This is a genomic window from Bacteroides rodentium JCM 16496 (genome assembly GCF_000614125.1).
In the GTDB taxonomy this organism is placed as follows: domain Bacteria; phylum Bacteroidota; class Bacteroidia; order Bacteroidales; family Bacteroidaceae; genus Bacteroides; species Bacteroides rodentium.
The window spans coordinates 13,372-30,936 of the sequence record NZ_BAKJ01000020.1 but is presented as its reverse complement, the minus strand read 5'-3'; the positions used below and the strand labels follow the sequence as shown (position 1 = coordinate 30,936).

Annotated in this window: 11 protein-coding genes and 3 pseudogenes; 4 read left to right on the top strand and 10 right to left on the bottom strand. The window is 46.3% G+C overall.

What is annotated here, in order from left to right:
* Positions 1-42: 42 nt before the first annotated feature.
* The 4 genes from JCM16496_RS10645 to rpsA all read right to left on the bottom strand — a co-directional run bounded on the left by JCM16496_RS10645 (position 43) and on the right by rpsA (position 4,267).
* Entirely contained in the window at positions 43-597 is a 555-nt protein-coding gene (locus JCM16496_RS10645) for an RNA polymerase sigma factor (protein ID WP_025834196.1), read from the bottom strand.
* Positions 598-651: 54 nt separating this feature from the next.
* Positions 652-1,566, bottom strand: a complete 915-nt coding sequence (locus JCM16496_RS10640) for a ribonuclease Z (RefSeq protein ID WP_025834194.1) — start codon at positions 1,564-1,566, stop codon at positions 652-654.
* 34 nt (positions 1,567-1,600) lie between these two features.
* A complete protein-coding gene (locus JCM16496_RS10635) occupies positions 1,601-2,392 on the bottom strand; it encodes a DUF8479 domain-containing protein (RefSeq protein ID WP_025834193.1) in 792 nt (263 codons plus the stop codon).
* An 81-nt stretch (positions 2,393-2,473) separates the two neighbouring features.
* A complete protein-coding gene (gene rpsA, locus JCM16496_RS10630; protein ID WP_025834192.1) occupies positions 2,474-4,267 on the bottom strand; it encodes a 30S ribosomal protein S1 in 1,794 nt (597 codons plus the stop codon).
* A 195-nt stretch (positions 4,268-4,462) separates the two neighbouring features.
* Between rpsA and JCM16496_RS10625 the strand changes: the two are divergent.
* A pseudogene (locus JCM16496_RS10625) lies at positions 4,463-5,282 on the top strand (alpha/beta hydrolase).
* 3 nt (positions 5,283-5,285) lie between these two features.
* On the opposite strand, the gene coaW reads toward JCM16496_RS10625, so the two are convergent.
* Both coaW and JCM16496_RS10615 read right to left on the bottom strand, forming a co-directional pair.
* The gene (gene coaW, locus JCM16496_RS10620; protein ID WP_025834191.1) at positions 5,286-6,116 is read right to left on the bottom strand and encodes a type II pantothenate kinase; all 831 of its coding nucleotides are present in this window, start codon (positions 6,114-6,116) and stop codon (positions 5,286-5,288) included.
* A 69-nt stretch (positions 6,117-6,185) separates the two neighbouring features.
* Positions 6,186-8,444, bottom strand: a complete 2,259-nt coding sequence (locus JCM16496_RS10615) for a DUF5686 family protein (RefSeq protein WP_244440315.1) — start codon at positions 8,442-8,444, stop codon at positions 6,186-6,188.
* 248 nt (positions 8,445-8,692) lie between these two features.
* Here JCM16496_RS10615 and JCM16496_RS10610 point away from each other — a divergent pair, with 248 nt between their 5' ends.
* Positions 8,693-10,882 (top strand): glutamine synthetase III family protein, encoded by a 2,190-nt coding sequence (locus JCM16496_RS10610; RefSeq protein ID WP_025834187.1) that lies wholly within the window; start codon positions 8,693-8,695, stop codon positions 10,880-10,882.
* Between the two features lie 227 nt (positions 10,883-11,109).
* Positions 11,110-11,810, top strand: a pseudogene (locus JCM16496_RS10605) (Crp/Fnr family transcriptional regulator).
* Between the two features lie 88 nt (positions 11,811-11,898).
* Here JCM16496_RS10605 and trxB read toward each other — a convergent pair.
* From trxB to JCM16496_RS10585, 4 genes and pseudogenes are all read right to left on the bottom strand, one after another.
* Positions 11,899-12,849: a thioredoxin-disulfide reductase gene (gene trxB / locus JCM16496_RS10600; protein WP_128809540.1), complete on the bottom strand. Its 951-nt coding sequence runs from the start codon at positions 12,847-12,849 to the stop codon at positions 11,899-11,901.
* A gap of 37 nt (positions 12,850-12,886) precedes the next feature.
* Positions 12,887-13,519, bottom strand: coding sequence for an outer membrane lipoprotein periplasmic chaperone LolA1 (lolA1, locus tag JCM16496_RS10595; protein WP_025834183.1), 633 nt, complete (start codon positions 13,517-13,519; stop codon positions 12,887-12,889).
* Positions 13,520-13,560: 41 nt separating this feature from the next.
* Positions 13,561-16,064 (bottom strand): annotated as a pseudogene (locus JCM16496_RS10590) (DNA translocase FtsK).
* 290 nt (positions 16,065-16,354) lie between these two features.
* Positions 16,355-16,591, bottom strand: coding sequence for a hypothetical protein (locus JCM16496_RS10585; protein WP_025834181.1), 237 nt, complete (start codon positions 16,589-16,591; stop codon positions 16,355-16,357).
* Positions 16,592-16,951: 360 nt separating this feature from the next.
* On the opposite strand from JCM16496_RS10585, the gene JCM16496_RS10580 reads away from it, so the two are divergent.
* Positions 16,952-17,557, top strand: a complete 606-nt coding sequence (locus JCM16496_RS10580) for a DJ-1/PfpI family protein (protein WP_025834179.1) — start codon at positions 16,952-16,954, stop codon at positions 17,555-17,557.
* Positions 17,558-17,565: the final 8 nt, after the last annotated feature.

The window sequence follows — 17,565 nt, the reverse complement described above, 5'->3', positions numbered from 1 at the left end:
TTCTCCTTTCTGTTTAGTTAGACATTGTTTTATGGCAAAGGTTTAATACTCCTCACCCAAAAACTTTTCTATTTTCTTCACGGCATGGTGATAGGAAGCCTTCAAGGCACCTACGGAAGTGCCGAATATCTCGGACATCTCGTCGTATTTCATTTCCTGGTAATACTTCAGATTAAACACCATACGTTGTTTTTCCGGCAAGGCAAGCAAGGCTTTTTGCAAAGCCATCTCTGCTTTATCACCGGAGAAATAAGGATCACTTTCAAGCTTTTGAAGTGCATCTGCCTCGGGATCATCCAGAGAGACTGTGGAAGCAGCCCGTTGTTTGTTCAGAAAAGTGAGACATTCATTCAAGGCTATGCGATAGAGCCACGTGGAGAGTTTAGCCTCCGCCCGGAAATAATCTATGTTGGTCCATGCTTTAATGAAAGTATTCTGAAGCAAATCATTGGCATCTTCATGAGAGAGGACCATACGACGAATTTGCCAATACAGCTGTTCGCTATATTGGGCAACAATCATCTCAAATCCCCGCTTTTGTGTGCTTTCCTCTTGTAGAAGAGCCAACACTTCGCGTTCATTATAGGAAGGGGTCATAAATTTCTATTCGTATTTGTTGTTTTAGACTGCCAAAGATACGAAAAGTTTAATTCATACCGATACACAAAGTGTTTCTTTGGCAAGCTGGGTATCCGGGAAAATAGCGGATGCTTCTTGAAGCAAGATATTCTCATCTTCGTATCGTGCCGAAAAATGCCCTATCAGCAACTTCTTCACTTCAGCTCTCTTGGCTATTTCAGCCGCTTGTGCAGCAGTTGTATGAAATGTTTCCCTAGCACGCGGTGCATCCTCATCCGCAAATGTCGCTTCATGAAAAAGCAGGTCAACCCCTTTTATCTGCTCTACGATAGAAGGAAGACAGATGGTATCCGAGCAATAGGCATAACTGCGGGACGGAGCAGAAGGACGGGTCAACAAGCTGTTGGAAACAGTTTTTCCCTCCGGTGTCACGTAATCGGCCCCATTCTTTATACGATTCAATTCGTATACCGGCACTTGGTAGAAATCGACCATTTCACGGATAATATGGTTAGGACGCTGCTTTTCTGCAAACAAAAAGCCACAACACGGCATACGATGACGCAAAGGAATAGTAGTAACCGTCAACGAACGGTCTTCATAAATCAGCGTCGGTTCTTTCGTATCAAACTCATGGAAAAGGACCTTGTACGTCATCTGCCTATTAAAAAAATCCAGCATAGGTGTCAGCAATGTTTCCAGCCCTTTTGGAGAATGGATATGCAATTCGGCTGTACGTCCTAAAAGGTTAAGTGTAGAAATCAGTCCCAATAAGCCAAAACAATGGTCTCCATGCAAGTGAGAGATAAAGATATGATTCAAACGTGAAAACTTCAGGTGTGATTTACGGAACTGCAACTGCGCCCCTTCCCCACAATCAATCATAAACAGCTTGTCACGCACGTTCACAATTTGAGACGTAGGGAAATGACGCGTTGTGGGTAAAGCGGAACCACAACCAAGAATATGTAACTCAAATTTTTCCATTCCAAACCTTCCGAACTGATTTCTACTTCTTGATTTATAGAAGAGCCTTTATCTCTGAAACTCCAAAGGATATTTCCAAAGTCTCTCCGGAATTATTTCCCTCATACAAATAACCCACACCCTTATCGCACTTCACACATGCTTCCAGAAACATGCGCAAAGCAGGATCGGAGGTATTCAAAGAGTTCTTTACATTTGCCTTCATCTGTTCGGCATTCTCCTTCAAAGCAGCCACCTGCACCACTGACTCGTCAATCGTATAGTGATAAAGTACCCTATCAGATTCGATTGTCAATTTATCAAGCGTAGTGGCTTCGTCCACCTGCATCGGGCACGATACGTTGGTCATCCTTACTTGCTCTTCCAACTTCTTCTTGTCACTGCCTTCAGCCGTTAAACCGCCATTCAATATATCTTTCAAGTCCTGAGTAGTCAGATAGCACTCCACTTCTTTGCCGGATGCCTTGCCTTTATATATGAATTTCATACCGGAGCCGGTGCTGACAACCAAATCCAGCATCTCTTTAATGGTCCCTTGCGGATTGCCGAACATAGCAGTCACAGCAGACTTCATGGCATCAGGATTTTCTTTCAAAGCATCCATATTGAGAATGCTTTCATTCATAATCATCACATATATCACATCCGACCCGTCGAAAGTGATACTGGATATTTCACCGGAAGCTCCCATATCCATGGGACACTGTTTGTTGGCAATTTCTATAGCTAATTTCAGTTTAGATTTCTGGCCGCATGCAGTTAGTAACATCAGTGACAGGCAAGTGAGCACCATCATCTTCCCCGCATTTTTGAGCATATTTTTCATAATGAATAAAGATTAAATAAAAGAAAGGGCACTTGTTGTGTGTACAAGCGCCCTACTCTTAGTTTATAGATTGGTCAATAATTACTTCTTTCCAGCTTCCATCTGTTCCTTCAAAGCAGCCAAAGCGTCGATATCACCCAAAGTAGTAGATGCAGCCTGGTTTTGGATAGCAGGAGCAACGTCTTCTCTCTTACCGGTTGACTTCTTAGCAGCCTTCTTTTCAGCTCTTTCTTCTGCCTTTGCAGCATCTTCGAAGATACGGCTGTGAGAAAGGATGATACGCTTAGCGTCCTTGTTGAACTCAATTACCTTGAATTCAAGTTTCTCGTCCAACTGAGCTTGTGAGCCGTCTTCCTTAACGAGGTGCTTCGGAGTAGCGAAACCTTCTACACCATAAGGCAGAGCAACTACAGCACCCTTATCCAGCATTTCGATGATAGTACCTTCGTGTACAGAACCTACTGTAAATACAGTTTCGAATACATCCCAGGGATTTTCTTCGAGTTGCTTGTGGCCAAGGCTCAAGCGACGGTTTTCCTTGTCAATTTCCAGAACTTGTACGTCAATGTCAGCACCAATCTGAGTAAATTCAGACGGATGTTTAACCTTCTTCGTCCAAGACAGGTCAGAGATGTGAATCAAGCCGTCAACGCCTTCTTCGATTTCAACGAATACACCGAAGTTAGTGAAGTTGCGAACTTTTGCAGTGTGCTTGCTGCCGATAGGATACTTCTCTTCGATAGTTTCCCAAGGATCAGACTTCAGCTGCTTGATACCCAAAGACATCTTACGTTCTTCGCGGTCCAAAGTCAGGACTACTGCCTCTACTTCGTCACCTACCTTCATGAAGTCTTGTGCAGAACGCAAGTGTTGTGACCAAGACATTTCAGATACGTGAATCAACCCTTCAACACCCGGAGCGATTTCGATGAATGCGCCGTAGTCAGCCATAACAACAACTTTACCCTTCACGTGGTCACCAACTTTCAGGTTAGTATCCAGTGCATCCCAAGGATGCGGAGTAAGTTGCTTCAAGCCGAGAGCGATACGCTTCTTCTCATCGTCGAAGTCGAGGATAACGACGTTGAGTTTCTGGTCGAGCTCAACCACTTCTTTCGGATCGCTGACACGGCCCCAAGAAAGGTCTGTAATGTGAATCAAACCATCTACGCCACCCAAGTCGATAAATACACCATAGGAAGTGATATTCTTAACGGTACCTTCGAGAACTTGTCCTTTTTCGAGTTTACCGATGATTTCCTTCTTCTGTTGTTCCAGTTCGGCTTCGATAAGAGCCTTGTGAGAAACAACCACGTTCTTGAATTCCTGGTTGATTTTAACAACCTTGAATTCCATAGTTTTGCCAACGAATACATCGTAGTCGCGGATAGGCTTCACGTCGATCTGAGAACCCGGCAAGAAAGCTTCGATGCCGAATACGTCTACAATCATACCACCCTTTGTGCGGCACTTGATGTAACCCTTGATAATTTCTTCGTTTTCCAAAGCAGCGTTTACGCGATCCCAAGAACGGGTAGCACGAGCTTTACGGTGAGACAGAACAAGCTGTCCTTTTTTGTCTTCCTGATTTTCGATGTATACCTCAACAGTATCACCTACTTTCAGTTCAGGATTGTAGCGGAATTCACTCATCGGAATGATACCGTCTGATTTGTAACCGATGTTCACAACTACTTCACGCTTGTTCATTGCGATTACGGTTCCGTCAACTACCTCGCGGTCGTTAACCTTGTTCAACGTATTGTCATACGCCTTTTCCAAGTCTTCGTGACTTGCAGTCGTTACGGTTTCGCCGTTTTCATAAGCATCCCAGTTGAAGTCTTCAATAGGAGCTACATTCTTTAAATTTTCCATTAATAAATAAATTGTTTAACTCGTTAATTAAGTGAGACTTTATGTTGACTCATTGTAAATCGGGTGCAAAGATAGAAGTATTTTCTTGAACTACAAAACAAAAAGCATTCAAAACAACAGTGGAATAATCAATTAAAGAACAAAAAAATGTTACCTTTGCAGCGTTTCATTTATACATAATCTCAATAACTTATCATGAAAAAGATAATCGCATGCATTTCCATCATTTGCTATACATTATTATGTTATAGCCAAAATCAGACAACGGACAACAACTACCGTACACAAAAGAACATTTCCTATCTTCATCCCGGCGAAAAGGACAGTTATAAGCTGGAACGATGCAAACTCGACCTCCACTATCCTACTGACAAAAAAGGATTTGCCACCCTTATCTGGTTCCACGGTGGAGGGCTGGAAGTCGGAGAAAAACATTTTCCGAAGGAGTTCCTTGAGCAAGGCTACGCCGTGATAGCCGTAAACTACCGACTCAGCGCGTGCCCAAAATCCTGCCTACACGGAAGATGCCGCAGAGGCCGTTGCCTGGACTTTCAAGAATATAGAAGATTTCGGAGGAGATAAAGACAAAATATACATAGCCGGTCATTCAGCCGGTGGTTATCTCTGTCTGATGCTCAATCTGGACAAGAGTTACCTGGCAAAGTGGAATATTGATGCCAACAGCCTGGCAGGCGCTTTCCCCATCAGCGGACAGACCACCACTCATTATACCATCCGCAAAGAACGCGGACTGCCTTCCGACACTCCGATTATAGATAAATATGCTCCTTCCAATAACGTAAGAAAAGATGCTTCACCCATGATACTTATCACTGGCGATAAAGAGTTGGAGATGCTGGCACGCTATGAGGAAAACGCCCATTTGTATGCCCTCCTCAAAGCATTGGGACAAAAAACCATCCTCTATCAGATGGAGGGATTTGACCACGGTACGGTGGCCGCTCCCGCCTGCACCTTGATAAACAGCTATATGAAGAAGGCAGACAAGAAGTAACCACTACCCTTGCCTTTCTTTTATGTATGCCAATGCCGCTCCTATCGCTGTTCTATATTCAGCATAGGGCGGTATATGGAAATGTACATGATAGATGGCTTCCATTTTAGAAAACACCTCCCGGCACTGAGGCAGTTGTGTAAGATTTCCTATCAGAACGAAATCCTTGATAGGACTATTCAAAGCAGACAGTACGGCAGCCCCTCCAATGGTTTGGAGTACCGTATAAATTATACCGCAGGCAATATCTTCTTGAGAAGCATTACTATCCGCTTTTCCGAAAAGAGAGGCGGTAGCACTCACCGGCAAGTCAGGCAAAGCAGTGTTGCAAATATCACCTATCTGCAAGTTGACATGGGTCACATCCCCTTTCTCAGCCAACTCGGACACTTGATGAATATCATGAGTTTTCAACAGCAACCTCGATAATCCCTGCAAGGTACCTCCACCAATCCCCAAGCCGCCAATATGCTGCACCTTGTCTCCGTCTATTTTCACAAAAGAAGTGCCGGTACCCATGCTGACTACAATCAGTTGGTCGATATCCGTTGCATGTCTGGCTCCCAAACCATTGGCAATAAACTCATCTGTTTTGCAGGTAGGCAGTCCATATAGAGGGCTATTGACAAATGCGCTTCCCACTCCCGTCAGCATCACCTGCTCCACATCAGCCAGCTGTATACCATTGTCATAAATATACTTGCCGAATGCTCCGAATAAGGAAGTCACCGGGTCAGTAGCCGTAATAAACATTGGAGACTGTATCTGTTCTCCATTGATTCCAACGATTTTCGTGGTACTTCCACCTACATCTATTCCTATTACTATACCCATAGCTCCAAGTAATTTGCAGCAAAGATACAAAAGAATCGATAATTGACAATTAATCACATTACCACATTGCTATCTGTTAAACAGCTCGAAAGTAAATTTGCAACCTATTTCCTGATACTTCCAGTTTGCAAAGCTGGCAAACAAGCCAAAGTCAAATATATGTGTACCAATGCCATATCCTACTTCCAGATAAGGTTTCAAGTGAGGAACCACCAATGCATTCAGATACAGACGTTCATTCAACACATATTGGGTATATTTCATCAGATGGCGGAGCAGCAGGAAAGGCGCTTCATAGGTAAGGTGTCCGCGGACGTATTTGCGGGAAGAGTTATACCAACGGCCGTCCAGCAACTGGAACACCCCGCCAATATCATCACTCCAACCCATAGGAAGATTGGAACGCCGCAAATTGGCAAAGTCCACAAAGTACAGCTCCTTCTGATTGGTGAACTCTCCCCATCCAAAACGCCAATAAATATCACGCATCAATCCCAAAGAAACCTGATGCTGCAAATCAATCTCTACACGCTCGTATGAACCGCTGCTCTGCAACACCCCACTGAGTCCCCGCTCCCAATCTACTGAGATGGAAGGATACTTGGAATGAAGATTTACCTTACGGTCGCCATTCATATAATAGTATTGTCCCGGAGTCCAGGTGAGACGGACGCGGGGGGCAAAGCTATTATAGGTATGGCGGAACTTGTTCAGGATATTCGGGTCGAAATTCGGAAAGAAGGATGAACCGCCGGAACCGGCACGGGTGGCCGACTTGGTAGGCGGCATGCTCGGGTAGTTCAGTTCAAACCGGGAGCGGTTCACTTCCGTACGTCTGTGCATGGATACACCCACTTCCAGCGACAGACCGTTTACTATTTCCCAGCTATGACGCAGATTCAGATACAAATCTTTGAAATAATCCAAGTGTATCTGGTTGAAGTCAAAAATACTGTCGGGAATGGCTTTCAGGTCGTCCAGCACATCACTGCTGTAAATCCGGTTACCGTTACCTAACTCCAGATGCAATGCTGCACGCTTACGGGGCCAATAATCAAAATCGGACCTCACCCTCCAGTAAAACTCTTTTTCCTTAAAATTATAACCTATCCGGGGAACGATGCGCAGCAGGCGATCACCGGTAAAAATACGGTTGTACTTGAACTCTTGCCGATACGAAATTCCATGCTTGCCGCTATAGCTCAAAAGAAAAGGATTGATTAGCGGTGAACAGCGCACACTCCCCAATTTATCAAGGTCTACCGTATAGCGACTGATCAATGCATCTCCAATCTGCCCCCAAAACTCCAGGTTCTTATTCACCGGTTTCTTTTTCCGGGTGAGCGTATCCCGACGCAAGAAGAAATCCTGATACAGTGTCTCCTCATGCGGAGTCAAAGGAATGGGACGCAAAGTTTTAAAGTAAGCAGTATCACGTAGATAAGCATTCGTATCAGTACGCAACGTGTATGAATCGGACAAGTCATATTGGCTTTTCTGTGCCGACTTCCGTATATCACTGCCGGGAGACTTCTGAATGATGTTCTTATAATCAAGTACAGCTTCATAAGTGCCATCTACCACATTTCCCAAAAAACGGAACGTTGCATCCACATCATACTGCACCGGAAGAAATTCGTCGGAATCGCCCACATTGCCCATCTTCACCAGATTATTGAACCGCACCATCTCATTGCGTCCGGAAAAACGCATCTCGCGTACACTCCACACATTATCACTCACAATCAGATAACCGCCCACCAGCTGAAAGCTTTTGCTTTTCGGCATAAAACGGATTTTATACTGAAGGGCATGCCGTTCCCCCATCACCGTATCAATCCGGTAAGTATAATATTTCTTGGCATTGGGGGCTAAAGGAGAGAGTAGCTTATCATATAATAAGGTAGAAGAATAGATGTTGATATGAAAATATTCCGGCAGTCGTCCGTCCATTTCCCAAAACTCGGAAGCAGTACCGACACTTGCCTTTACCTTCTGGTCATAGATGTCGGGAGCAGTAAAATGCAAATCGCTATAAGTTTCCATCATATATTCCCGCACCCCTTTCTTGGGCCGAAACATGGAAGGAATATAGCGCAGAATATGATTCTTCTTACGGATATTCACCCAGCCTTTTATGTAAAGCTCAGCCTTGTAGCTTTCAATAATCCGTTCGTAAAGAGGGGCAAAGAAGATGACTTTCTCCATGATGGAATCTGCCGAACTCACATGTTTGTCAACCGGATAAGATACCCGTTCCGCCCCTGCCTTCTGTACAAAAGAAAACAAGAAGCAAATCCAAATCCATATAAACAACAAACGTTTCAACCGCAATTTCTCCTTATAGAATCGGGACAAATATAAAAAGAATTCGCGTAATAACGATTATTATTCAAATTAATCGTTTCTTCCTGGTTCAATCTATAAAAAACACTTTTTTTGCCGCAAGGGAACATTTTTAGGGGGCTATTCTCAAAAAACACTAATATTTTCGAGAATACCCCCTAAAAAAGAGGGGGTAGTTCAGAAAAAACACGTATTTTTGCGCCCAACAACCAATAAAAGGAAAGACTTATATGTCAAAAATGCGATTTTTTGCTTTGCAAGAACTTGCCAATCGGCAACCTCTTGAAGTGACCACCCCTTCAAACAAACTGTCCGACTACTACGGCAGCCATGTCTTCGACCGTAAGAAAATGCAGGAATACCTGCCCCGTGAAGCCTACAAAGCCGTGACCGACGCCATCGAAAAAGGCACTCCCATCAACCGCGAAATGGCGGACTTGATTGCCAACGGCATGAAAAGTTGGGCAAAGTCCCTCAACGTCACCCACTACACGCACTGGTTCCAGCCTCTGACGGACGGAACAGCCGAGAAACATGACGGCTTCATCGAATTCGGAGAAGGCACGGAAGTGATTGAACGCTTTTCCGGCAAACTGCTCATCCAGCAGGAACCGGATGCATCCTCTTTCCCCAACGGGGGTATCAGAAACACATTCGAAGCACGAGGATATACTGCTTGGGATGTTTCCTCACCCGCCTTTGTGGTAGATACTACGCTTTGTATCCCCACCATCTTCATCTCTTATACCGGCGAAGCGCTCGACTACAAGACTCCATTGCTCAAAGCCTTGGCAGCCGTAGACAAAGCTGCAACAGACGTATGCCAACTGTTCGACAAAAATATCACACGTGTCTATACTAATTTAGGTTGGGAACAAGAGTATTTCCTCGTTGACTCGGCATTGTACAATGCCCGCCCGGACCTTTGTCTGACCGGACGCACCTTGATGGGACACTCCTCGGCCAAAGACCAGCAGCTGGAGGACCACTATTTCGGCTCCATCCCCCCACGTGTCACAGCTTTTATGAAAGAACTGGAAATCGAATGTCACAAACTGGGTATTCCGGTCAAGACACGCCATAATGAAGTAGCTCCCAACCAGTTCGAGCTGGCGCCTATCTTTGAGAATGCCAACCTTGCCAACGACCACAACCAGCTTGTTATGGACCTGATGAAACGCATCGCACGCAAGCACCACTTTGCCGTGTTGCTTCACGAAAAGCCTTACAACGGCGTGAACGGCTCCGGCAAGCACAACAACTGGTCGCTCTGCACCGACACGGGTATCAATTTGTTTGCACCGGGCAGGAACCCGAAAGGAAACATGCTGTTCCTTACCTTCCTGGTAAACGTACTGATGATGGTATATAAAAACCAGAACTTGCTGCGCGCCTCCATCATGAGTGCCGGAAACAGTCATCGTCTGGGAGCCAATGAAGCGCCTCCCGCCATTCTGTCCATTTTTCTGGGCAAGCAGCTCTCTTCCATACTCGACGAGATAGCCCGCCAGATAAGCAGCAGCAAGATGACATCGGAAGAAAAGACAACACTGAAATTAGGTATCGGACGTATTCCTGAAATATTGCTGGATACCACCGACCGCAACCGTACTTCCCCATTCGCCTTTACCGGCAACCGCTTTGAGTTCCGTGCCGCAGGTTCATCCGCCAACTGCGCCGCCGCCATGATTGCCATCAATGCGGCTATGGCCAACCAGCTGAACGAGTTCAAAGTTTCCATCGACAAACTGATGGAAGAAGGAGTCGGCAAGGATGAAGCCATCTTCCGCATTTTGAAAGAAACCATCATTGCTTCCGAACCTATCCGCTTTGAGGGCGACGGCTACTCCGAACAATGGAAACAAGAAGCCGCCCGCCGTGGTCTGACCAATATCTGCCACGTTCCCGAAGCCTTGATGCACTATATGGACAACCAGTCCCGTTCCGTACTCATCGGCGAACGTATCTTCAACGAAACGGAGCTTGCCTGCCGCCTGGAAGTGGAACTGGAGAAATACACCATGAAGGTACAGATAGAAAGCCGTGTACTGGGCGACCTTGCCATCAACCACATTGTACCGACTGCTGTTATCTACCAAAACCGTCTGCTGGAAAACCTCCGCGGCTTGCGCGAGACTTTCTCTCCCGAAGAATACGAGGTTCTCAGTGCCGACCGGAAAGAACTTGTACGCGAAATATCCAAGCGCGTGACCGCCATCAAGGTACAAGTACGCGAAATGACCGAAGCCCGCAAAGTGGCCAATCACATGGATAACTATAAGGACAAAGCTTTCGCTTACGAAGAAACCGTACGTCCTTATCTGGAAAGCATCCGTGACCACATCGACCACCTCGAGATGGAAATTGACGATGAAATCTGGCCACTTCCGAAGTATAGGGAGCTACTGTTTACGAAATGATTTTCACCACAGAGGACACAGAGGAGCACAGAGCCTTACAAATAATAGCTGTGACAAACAGTGCGTTTTGCATTTGAAAAAGAAAAGCTCTGTGCTCCTCTGTGTCCTCTGCGGTGAACCTTTAAATGCCACTCTCCCACCTTCCGCTTCATCTTTTTGTCACATTTGTGCAATATTTAATTTTTTCTTTTTACATTTGTGCTGTATAACACAGTTTTGCAGCAGTTATGGTAAAAGTAAACTTATCTGATATTAATGTTCCGGAGTTGATTGCAGATATATGGTCTCCCCTGAATGACGAACAACGGGAATTCCTCGCCAACCACTTCACACTCCAGAACTACAAAAAAAACGAAGTCATCCATTGCGAAGGCGAGACACCTACGCACTTGATGTGTCTGCTGAGTGGAAAGGTAAAAATCTATAAAGACGGAGTCGGTGGCAGAAGCCAGATTATCCGTATGATTAAACCTGTCGAATATTTCGGTTACCGCCCTTACTTTGCAAAAACAGACTATGTCACGGCAGCATCTGCATTTGAGCCGTCTCTTGTTTGCCAAATCCCCATGACTGCTTGATGACCCTGCTCACACAAAACAACGACCTTGCCATGTTCTTCATCAAGCAATTGTCCGTTGACTTGGGCATTGCCGATGAACGTACCGTAAACCTGACGCAGAAACATATCCGCGGAAGACTTGCAGAATCCCTGCTATTCCTCAAAGAAAGTTATGGTTTGGAGGAAGACGGCTCCACCTTGAGTATCTATCTCTCGCGTGAAGACCTGGCCAATTTGTCAAACATGACCACTTCCAACGCCATACGTACGCTGTCACAGTTTGCCACTGAACGGTTAATCACCATCGACGGGCGTAAAATCAAAATCATAGACGAAGAAAAACTGAAGAAAATCAGCAAGATAGGATGAAGATAAAGGATTAGGGATGAGCTTATACCTCTTGTTATATGTATAATACTGTCACAAACTAATCCCTAATCCTTAAAACCCCTAATCCCTAAATCAATCCCTTTGCAGACAAGTATCTTTCCGCTTCAATGGCTGCCTGGCAACCGGTTCCGGCAGCGGTGATGGCTTGACGATAGTGAGGATCAGCAACGTCTCCGGCGGCGAATACGCCCGGCACTTTCGTACGCGGTGTTCCCGGCTCGGTGACGATATAACCTATTTCGTCCGTATCTACATAAGGTTTGAAAATATCTGAGTTGGGTTTATGGCCGATAGCCAAGAAGAAACCGTCAATAGCCACATCATAGCGTTTCTCATCAGGTTCACCCATACGCTGTACCAAATGTACACCTTCCACACCGTTCTCTCCAAACAAGCCTACGGCATTATGTTCGAACAGTACTTCAATCTTGTCATGCTTCATCACACGCTCCTGCATAATCTTGGAAGCACGAAGATAAGGTTTGCGGACAATCAGATAAACCTTGGCAGCCAGTCCGGCAAGGTAAACGGCTTCCTCGCAGGCAGTATCTCCACCCCCTACAACAGCTACCGTTTTCTTGCGGTAGAAGAAACCATCACAAGTGGCACAAGCGCTGACACCCATTCCCGCATATTTCTTTTCATCCTCCAGCCCCAGATACTTCGCAGCGGCACCCGTAGCAATAATCAGCGTTTCAGCCTCAATCACCTTTTCGTCATCAATCGTAATCTTGTAAGGTGCTTCAGCAAGATTGGCTGCGGTAGCAACTCCATAACGCAAATCTACACCAAAACGTTCGGCTTGCTTCCGCAGGTCTTCCATTAATTCCGGACCTCCGATACCTTGGGGATAACCGGGGAAGTTCTCCACATCAGTAGTGGTTGTCAACTGGCCACCGGGCTGCAATCCTGCATAAAGTACCGGTGAAAGATTGGCACGGCCTGCATAAATAGCGGCAGTATAGCCGGCAGGCCCCGAACCGATAATCAGACATTTTACTTTTTCTGTTTCCATCATTATATTATTTACTATTTGACTATTTACAATTTACTATTTAGCGCATGTCGATGACTTCAGCTGTGGGATAGGCTTTTTTGTCAAAGACAAAGAAACTATCCGGATAGGATTGTCCGGTCTGGTAGTTATTAATAAGGATAGTAGTCATATACTTACTTCCTCGTGGTGCCAAGTGCACTTGATGCAGACGATACGTATCCTTTGTCACGAACAGATAGACACTTTCAGGGTCTTTCCTCTTGTCGACAGCAGTCATGGTGATGTAATAAACAAACTTGTCCTGCTTACCACCGACACTGCCCAACTTCAATTTGTATCCCTGCTTGTAGAGGGACAACCAAGCATACGGATTAAGAGTCTGCAATTCCTCCTGCGTAGGTTCCGATATATTCACCTCATCTGCCGAAGCCACATAGCTCCACTGCGTATGTCCGTCGAACCAAGTCTTCATACCCTCGGTCTCAACCACAAATTTCTCACCTTCCAGATAGAGAACTCCCGCATAAGAGCCTTGTTGTTCGTTCACGGTAAACGCCAGCTTCACCCCTCCCGCTTTCCGGAAGGCTTCGGCTGTACGTTCTAATATACTTCGGGCATCCGGTTGTTGCGCCGACATCGGCAAAGCCAGCAACAGCAATAGCATGCCAATTAAAAGCTTATCAAGTTTCATCATTCCATAACAAGTTTCATTATTCTATAAATAACCATTCCTTATTGCAAATTGTTTAACCGCATTTCCAGGTCGTTCTCATCTACGCAGAACACCTCACGCGGCTTGCTGCCTTGCGCCGGTCCCACAACTCCCGCTTTCTCCAACTGGTCCATGATGCGACCGGCACGATTGTAACCGATGGAAAACTTACGCTGAATGAGCGACGTGGAACCCTGCTGGTGAATAACAACGAGACGGGCTGCATCCTCGAACAAAGGATCGAGACGTCCCATATCCACATCCCCCAAATCACCTCCTGCATTTTCATCCACATATTCGGGCAGATAGAAAGCAGTGGGGTAACTCTGCTGGCGGGCGATAAACTTCGTAATCTCTGCCACTTCGGGCGTATCGATAAAGGCACACTGCACACGCACCGGGTCAGCTCCCTGCAGGAATAACATATCACCGCGACCTATCAGCTGGTTGGCTCCCGGACGGTCGAGGATGGTACGCGAATCGACCATGGCCGATACACGGAAAGCGATACGCGCCGGGAAGTTGGCTTTAATCGTACCCGTAATGATGTTTGTTGTCGGTCGCTGTGTAGCGATAATCATATGTATACCCACGGCACGCGCCAACTGGGCGATACGGGCGATGGGCAGTTCCACATCTTTGCCGGCTGTCATAATCAAGTCACCGAACTCGTCGATAACGACTACGATGTAAGGCATGAACTTATGCCCCTTTTCCGGATTCAGACGACGGTTGATGAACTTCTCGTTATACTCCTTGATATTGCGCACATGGGCAGCTTTCAGCAAGTCATAGCGGGTATCCATCTCCACACAGATGGAGTTCAGGGTCTGCACCACCTTCGTGACGTCCGTAATGATGGCGTCTTCCCCGTCGGGCAATTTTGCGAGGAAGTGATGCTCAATCACGGAGTAAATGCTGAATTCCACCTTCTTGGGGTCTACCAGCACAAATTTCAGCTCCGCCGGATGCTTCTTATATAATAAAGAGGTGATGATGGCATTCAACCCCACGGACTTACCCTGACCGGTAGCACCGGCAACGAGCACGTGCGGCATCTTGCACAAATCCACCATAAACACTTCATTCGTAATCGTCTTACCCAGTGCGATGGGCAAGTCGTAAGTAGACTCCTGGAACTTCTTGCTGCCGATAATGCTCTGACCGGATACAATCTTCGGATTGGAGTTGGGCACTTCGATACCAATCGTACCCTTTCCCGGAATGGGAGCGATGATACGGATGCCGAGCGCCGAAAGGCTGAGGGCAATATCATCTTCCAGACCGCGTATCTTCGAAATGCGGACGCCCTGCTCGGGAGTGATCTCATACAGCGTCACCGTAGGACCTACCGTCGCCTTAATGGTACTGATTTCTATGCCGAAACTACGCAGAGTATTGATAATCTTATCCTTGTTCGCGTTCTGCTCTACCATGTCAATGGTCGGACCATTGTCATCGTAATGCTTCATCAAGTCTATTGTGGGGTAATGATAGTTTTCCAAATCCAGACGGGGGTTGTACGGTTCCTTCTCCGTTCCCACATACTCCTCCTCCTCTGCCTTCTCAACCTGGAATGCCGGCTCCTTCTCTACCGGCTGTTCCCGAAAAGGGGGCACCGGCTCCGATGCAGGAGTCTCAAAAGTCATGGTAACGTCCTCATCCGCAGACTTGGCTGGCTTTACCTTTCCATCACTTCCACCCAAGTCAAGGTGATTTCATTCAGCGATTCGGGCTCTTCTTCCTCTGTGGCAATCTCCTCCTCCTTTTCAATAACCTTTTCCGGCTCCGCAGCTTCCGGTGTCGGAGCAGCCGCCTTTTCCTTTGCACCCCAAGAGGTCTTGAACTCTTCCGGCGTTTCACCCTGCGCGCTTTCCACCTTCTCCTTACGCTTCAAGAAGCTGAGACTGAACAATCTGCGCAACCAGATGACAGTCCGCGCACTCAGATAGATGAGGAAACAGATAGCCGTCACCAGCAATATCAGCCAGACTCCCGGCACACCGACTTGAGATACAAGCCAGTTGCTGACATTGTATCCGTGCATACCACCCAGATAGAGGAAAGAGTCCTTGTACTGGTCTACAAACGCAAAACCGAAAAATACCGAGAACCACACCAGCATTAACGAACAGCCGATGAACCACTTCCACAAGCGCACCACACGCACCCGCATCAGCTTCAATCCCGCCACAGCCAGGAACACGAGAATCAAGAAAGACGATACGCCGAAACAATCATTTATCAGATAGCTGGCCAACTGCGCACCGCGGCTACCGGCATAGTTCTTCACCCCATTGTTAGTGGAAATCAGCTCCTGCGCACTGCCTCCGTCAATGATGCTCTGGTCTGCCGCTCCCGTGAAAAAGAACGACGAAAAGGCGAGCAACAAATAAACCGAAAAGATTACCAATACCAAACCGATAACGAAATGAACCGTTTCACTTCTGAATAACGTAGCCACTTTCCCGAAAAACGAGAGTGACAACTCCGTATCTTTAGCTGTTGAATTTTTCTTTGCCATATTTTTTAGATAACTATTGAGAATTGATTGCAAAAATAATAAAAACTATCCTTCTGCCGCGTTGTTTTCATTCTTTAATTTCTCGTCTGCCAATTGCAGGTATTCCTCATCTACCACTGTATGTTATCGCATGTTTTACTCACGCGCTTGCCCAAGCCACCGTAATACACTCATTTGCAGAAAATTGCATCATGCAAGCGTACCTCAATACTTTGTCCACTAACACATTTTCCTCACAAAGGCGACGAATCTGCCGCGTCGCAGTCGTGCGGGTTCATGCAAAGAGGATGTCAAAAGCACATGAACGCTTTCATGATGTTATAATATTGTGTGACAAGCAGCGCTTGGCTTTTGTATGCATAGGCTATGAATCCGGTACCTGTCAGCTTGGACACCAGTGTCTGACGACTCAAACACCGGACTTTGTCAAAGTGCGGTTGCTGCCCCTGAAACAGCATGGCCAGGGCAATTTCTCCCTGCCTGCATCCTATTCCCCCCCTATCTGCTCCGTCTGTACTATTTTTCATTACCTTATGCTCCCTACCACCCCGCCCGTTGGGCACCCCTCCTCCCCGGAGGAGGGGAATTAAGATACCCGCTCTATCCGCTTTTCTTTTCGCAAATCATTTCTGTTCTACTATAAACAGGCCCTAAAGATGTCTTTTATGAGCCTTTCCCAAGTCTCTTTTTGGTCTTTTTCTTCCTTCACATCCTTCACCTTTGTAAGAGCCGTTTGGCTGACAGCTGTTTACAGTGAAGGATGCTTTGGCAAAAAGACAGAAGGACGAGGATGTAAAGCATAAAACTTGCTTAAAAAAATCAGATACGATTATCCCCCCCTGATTTTTTATGTACTTTTGCATACAATTTAATTTGAATAGAAGAATATGAACAACGAAATTCTATACATCCTTTTACCGGATTATGCAGCGCACGAAGCCGTCTATCTTTCGCAGGCTATCGCATCCGACGAATTTGCGCTGAAAGAAAATCCGAAATACGTCAACAAAATTGTAGCTCCGACCATGGAGCCTGTAAAATCAATAGGTGGCTTCCGCACGTTGCCGGACTATTCGCTTGACACGATACCGGACGACTATGCCGCATTGGTGTTGATTGGCGGCTTCGGATGGACTACACCTGTTGCCGACAAAGTTGTGCCGATTGTTCGCCACGCCATTGAGAATGGGAAAGTGGTCGGAGCAATCTGCAATGCCTCTTCGTTCATGGCAAGGCTAGGTTTCCTCAATAATATAAAGCACACAGGAAACGGCCTTGACCAGTTGAAGCTGTGGGGTGGAGAGAATTACACCAATGCTGCGGGATATGTCCATGTGCAGGCTGTCTCGGATAAAAACATAGTGACCGCCAACGGCTCCGCAACACTTGAATTTGCCAAAGAACTGCTGACACTCCTTGAAAACGATACGCCGGAACGCATAGGGATGTACTATCAGTTCAACAAGCAGGGTTTCTGCGAATTATTCAAATAGAGGATATT

Excerpts from the sequence above, each read along its gene's own strand:
- JCM16496_RS10645 (WP_025834196.1), bottom strand. The coding sequence starts at position 597 with ATGACCCCTTCCTATAATGAACGCGAAGTGTTGGCTCTTCTACAAGAG.
- JCM16496_RS10640 (WP_025834194.1), bottom strand. The coding sequence starts at position 1,566 with ATGGAAAAATTTGAGTTACATATTCTTGGTTGTGGTTCCGCTTTACCC.
- JCM16496_RS10635 (WP_025834193.1), bottom strand. The coding sequence starts at position 2,392 with ATGAAAAATATGCTCAAAAATGCGGGGAAGATGATGGTGCTCACTTGC.
- rpsA (WP_025834192.1), bottom strand. The coding sequence starts at position 4,267 with ATGGAAAATTTAAAGAATGTAGCTCCTATTGAAGACTTCAACTGGGAT.
- coaW (WP_025834191.1), bottom strand. The coding sequence starts at position 6,116 with ATGGGTATAGTAATAGGAATAGATGTAGGTGGAAGTACCACGAAAATC.
- JCM16496_RS10610 (WP_025834187.1), top strand. The coding sequence starts at position 8,693 with ATGTCAAAAATGCGATTTTTTGCTTTGCAAGAACTTGCCAATCGGCAA.
- trxB (WP_128809540.1), bottom strand. The coding sequence starts at position 12,849 with ATGATGGAAACAGAAAAAGTAAAATGTCTGATTATCGGTTCGGGGCCT.
- lolA1 (WP_025834183.1), bottom strand. The coding sequence starts at position 13,519 with ATGAAACTTGATAAGCTTTTAATTGGCATGCTATTGCTGTTGCTGGCT.
- JCM16496_RS10585 (WP_025834181.1), bottom strand. The coding sequence starts at position 16,591 with ATGAAAAATAGTACAGACGGAGCAGATAGGGGGGGAATAGGATGCAGG.
- JCM16496_RS10580 (WP_025834179.1), top strand. The coding sequence starts at position 16,952 with ATGAACAACGAAATTCTATACATCCTTTTACCGGATTATGCAGCGCAC.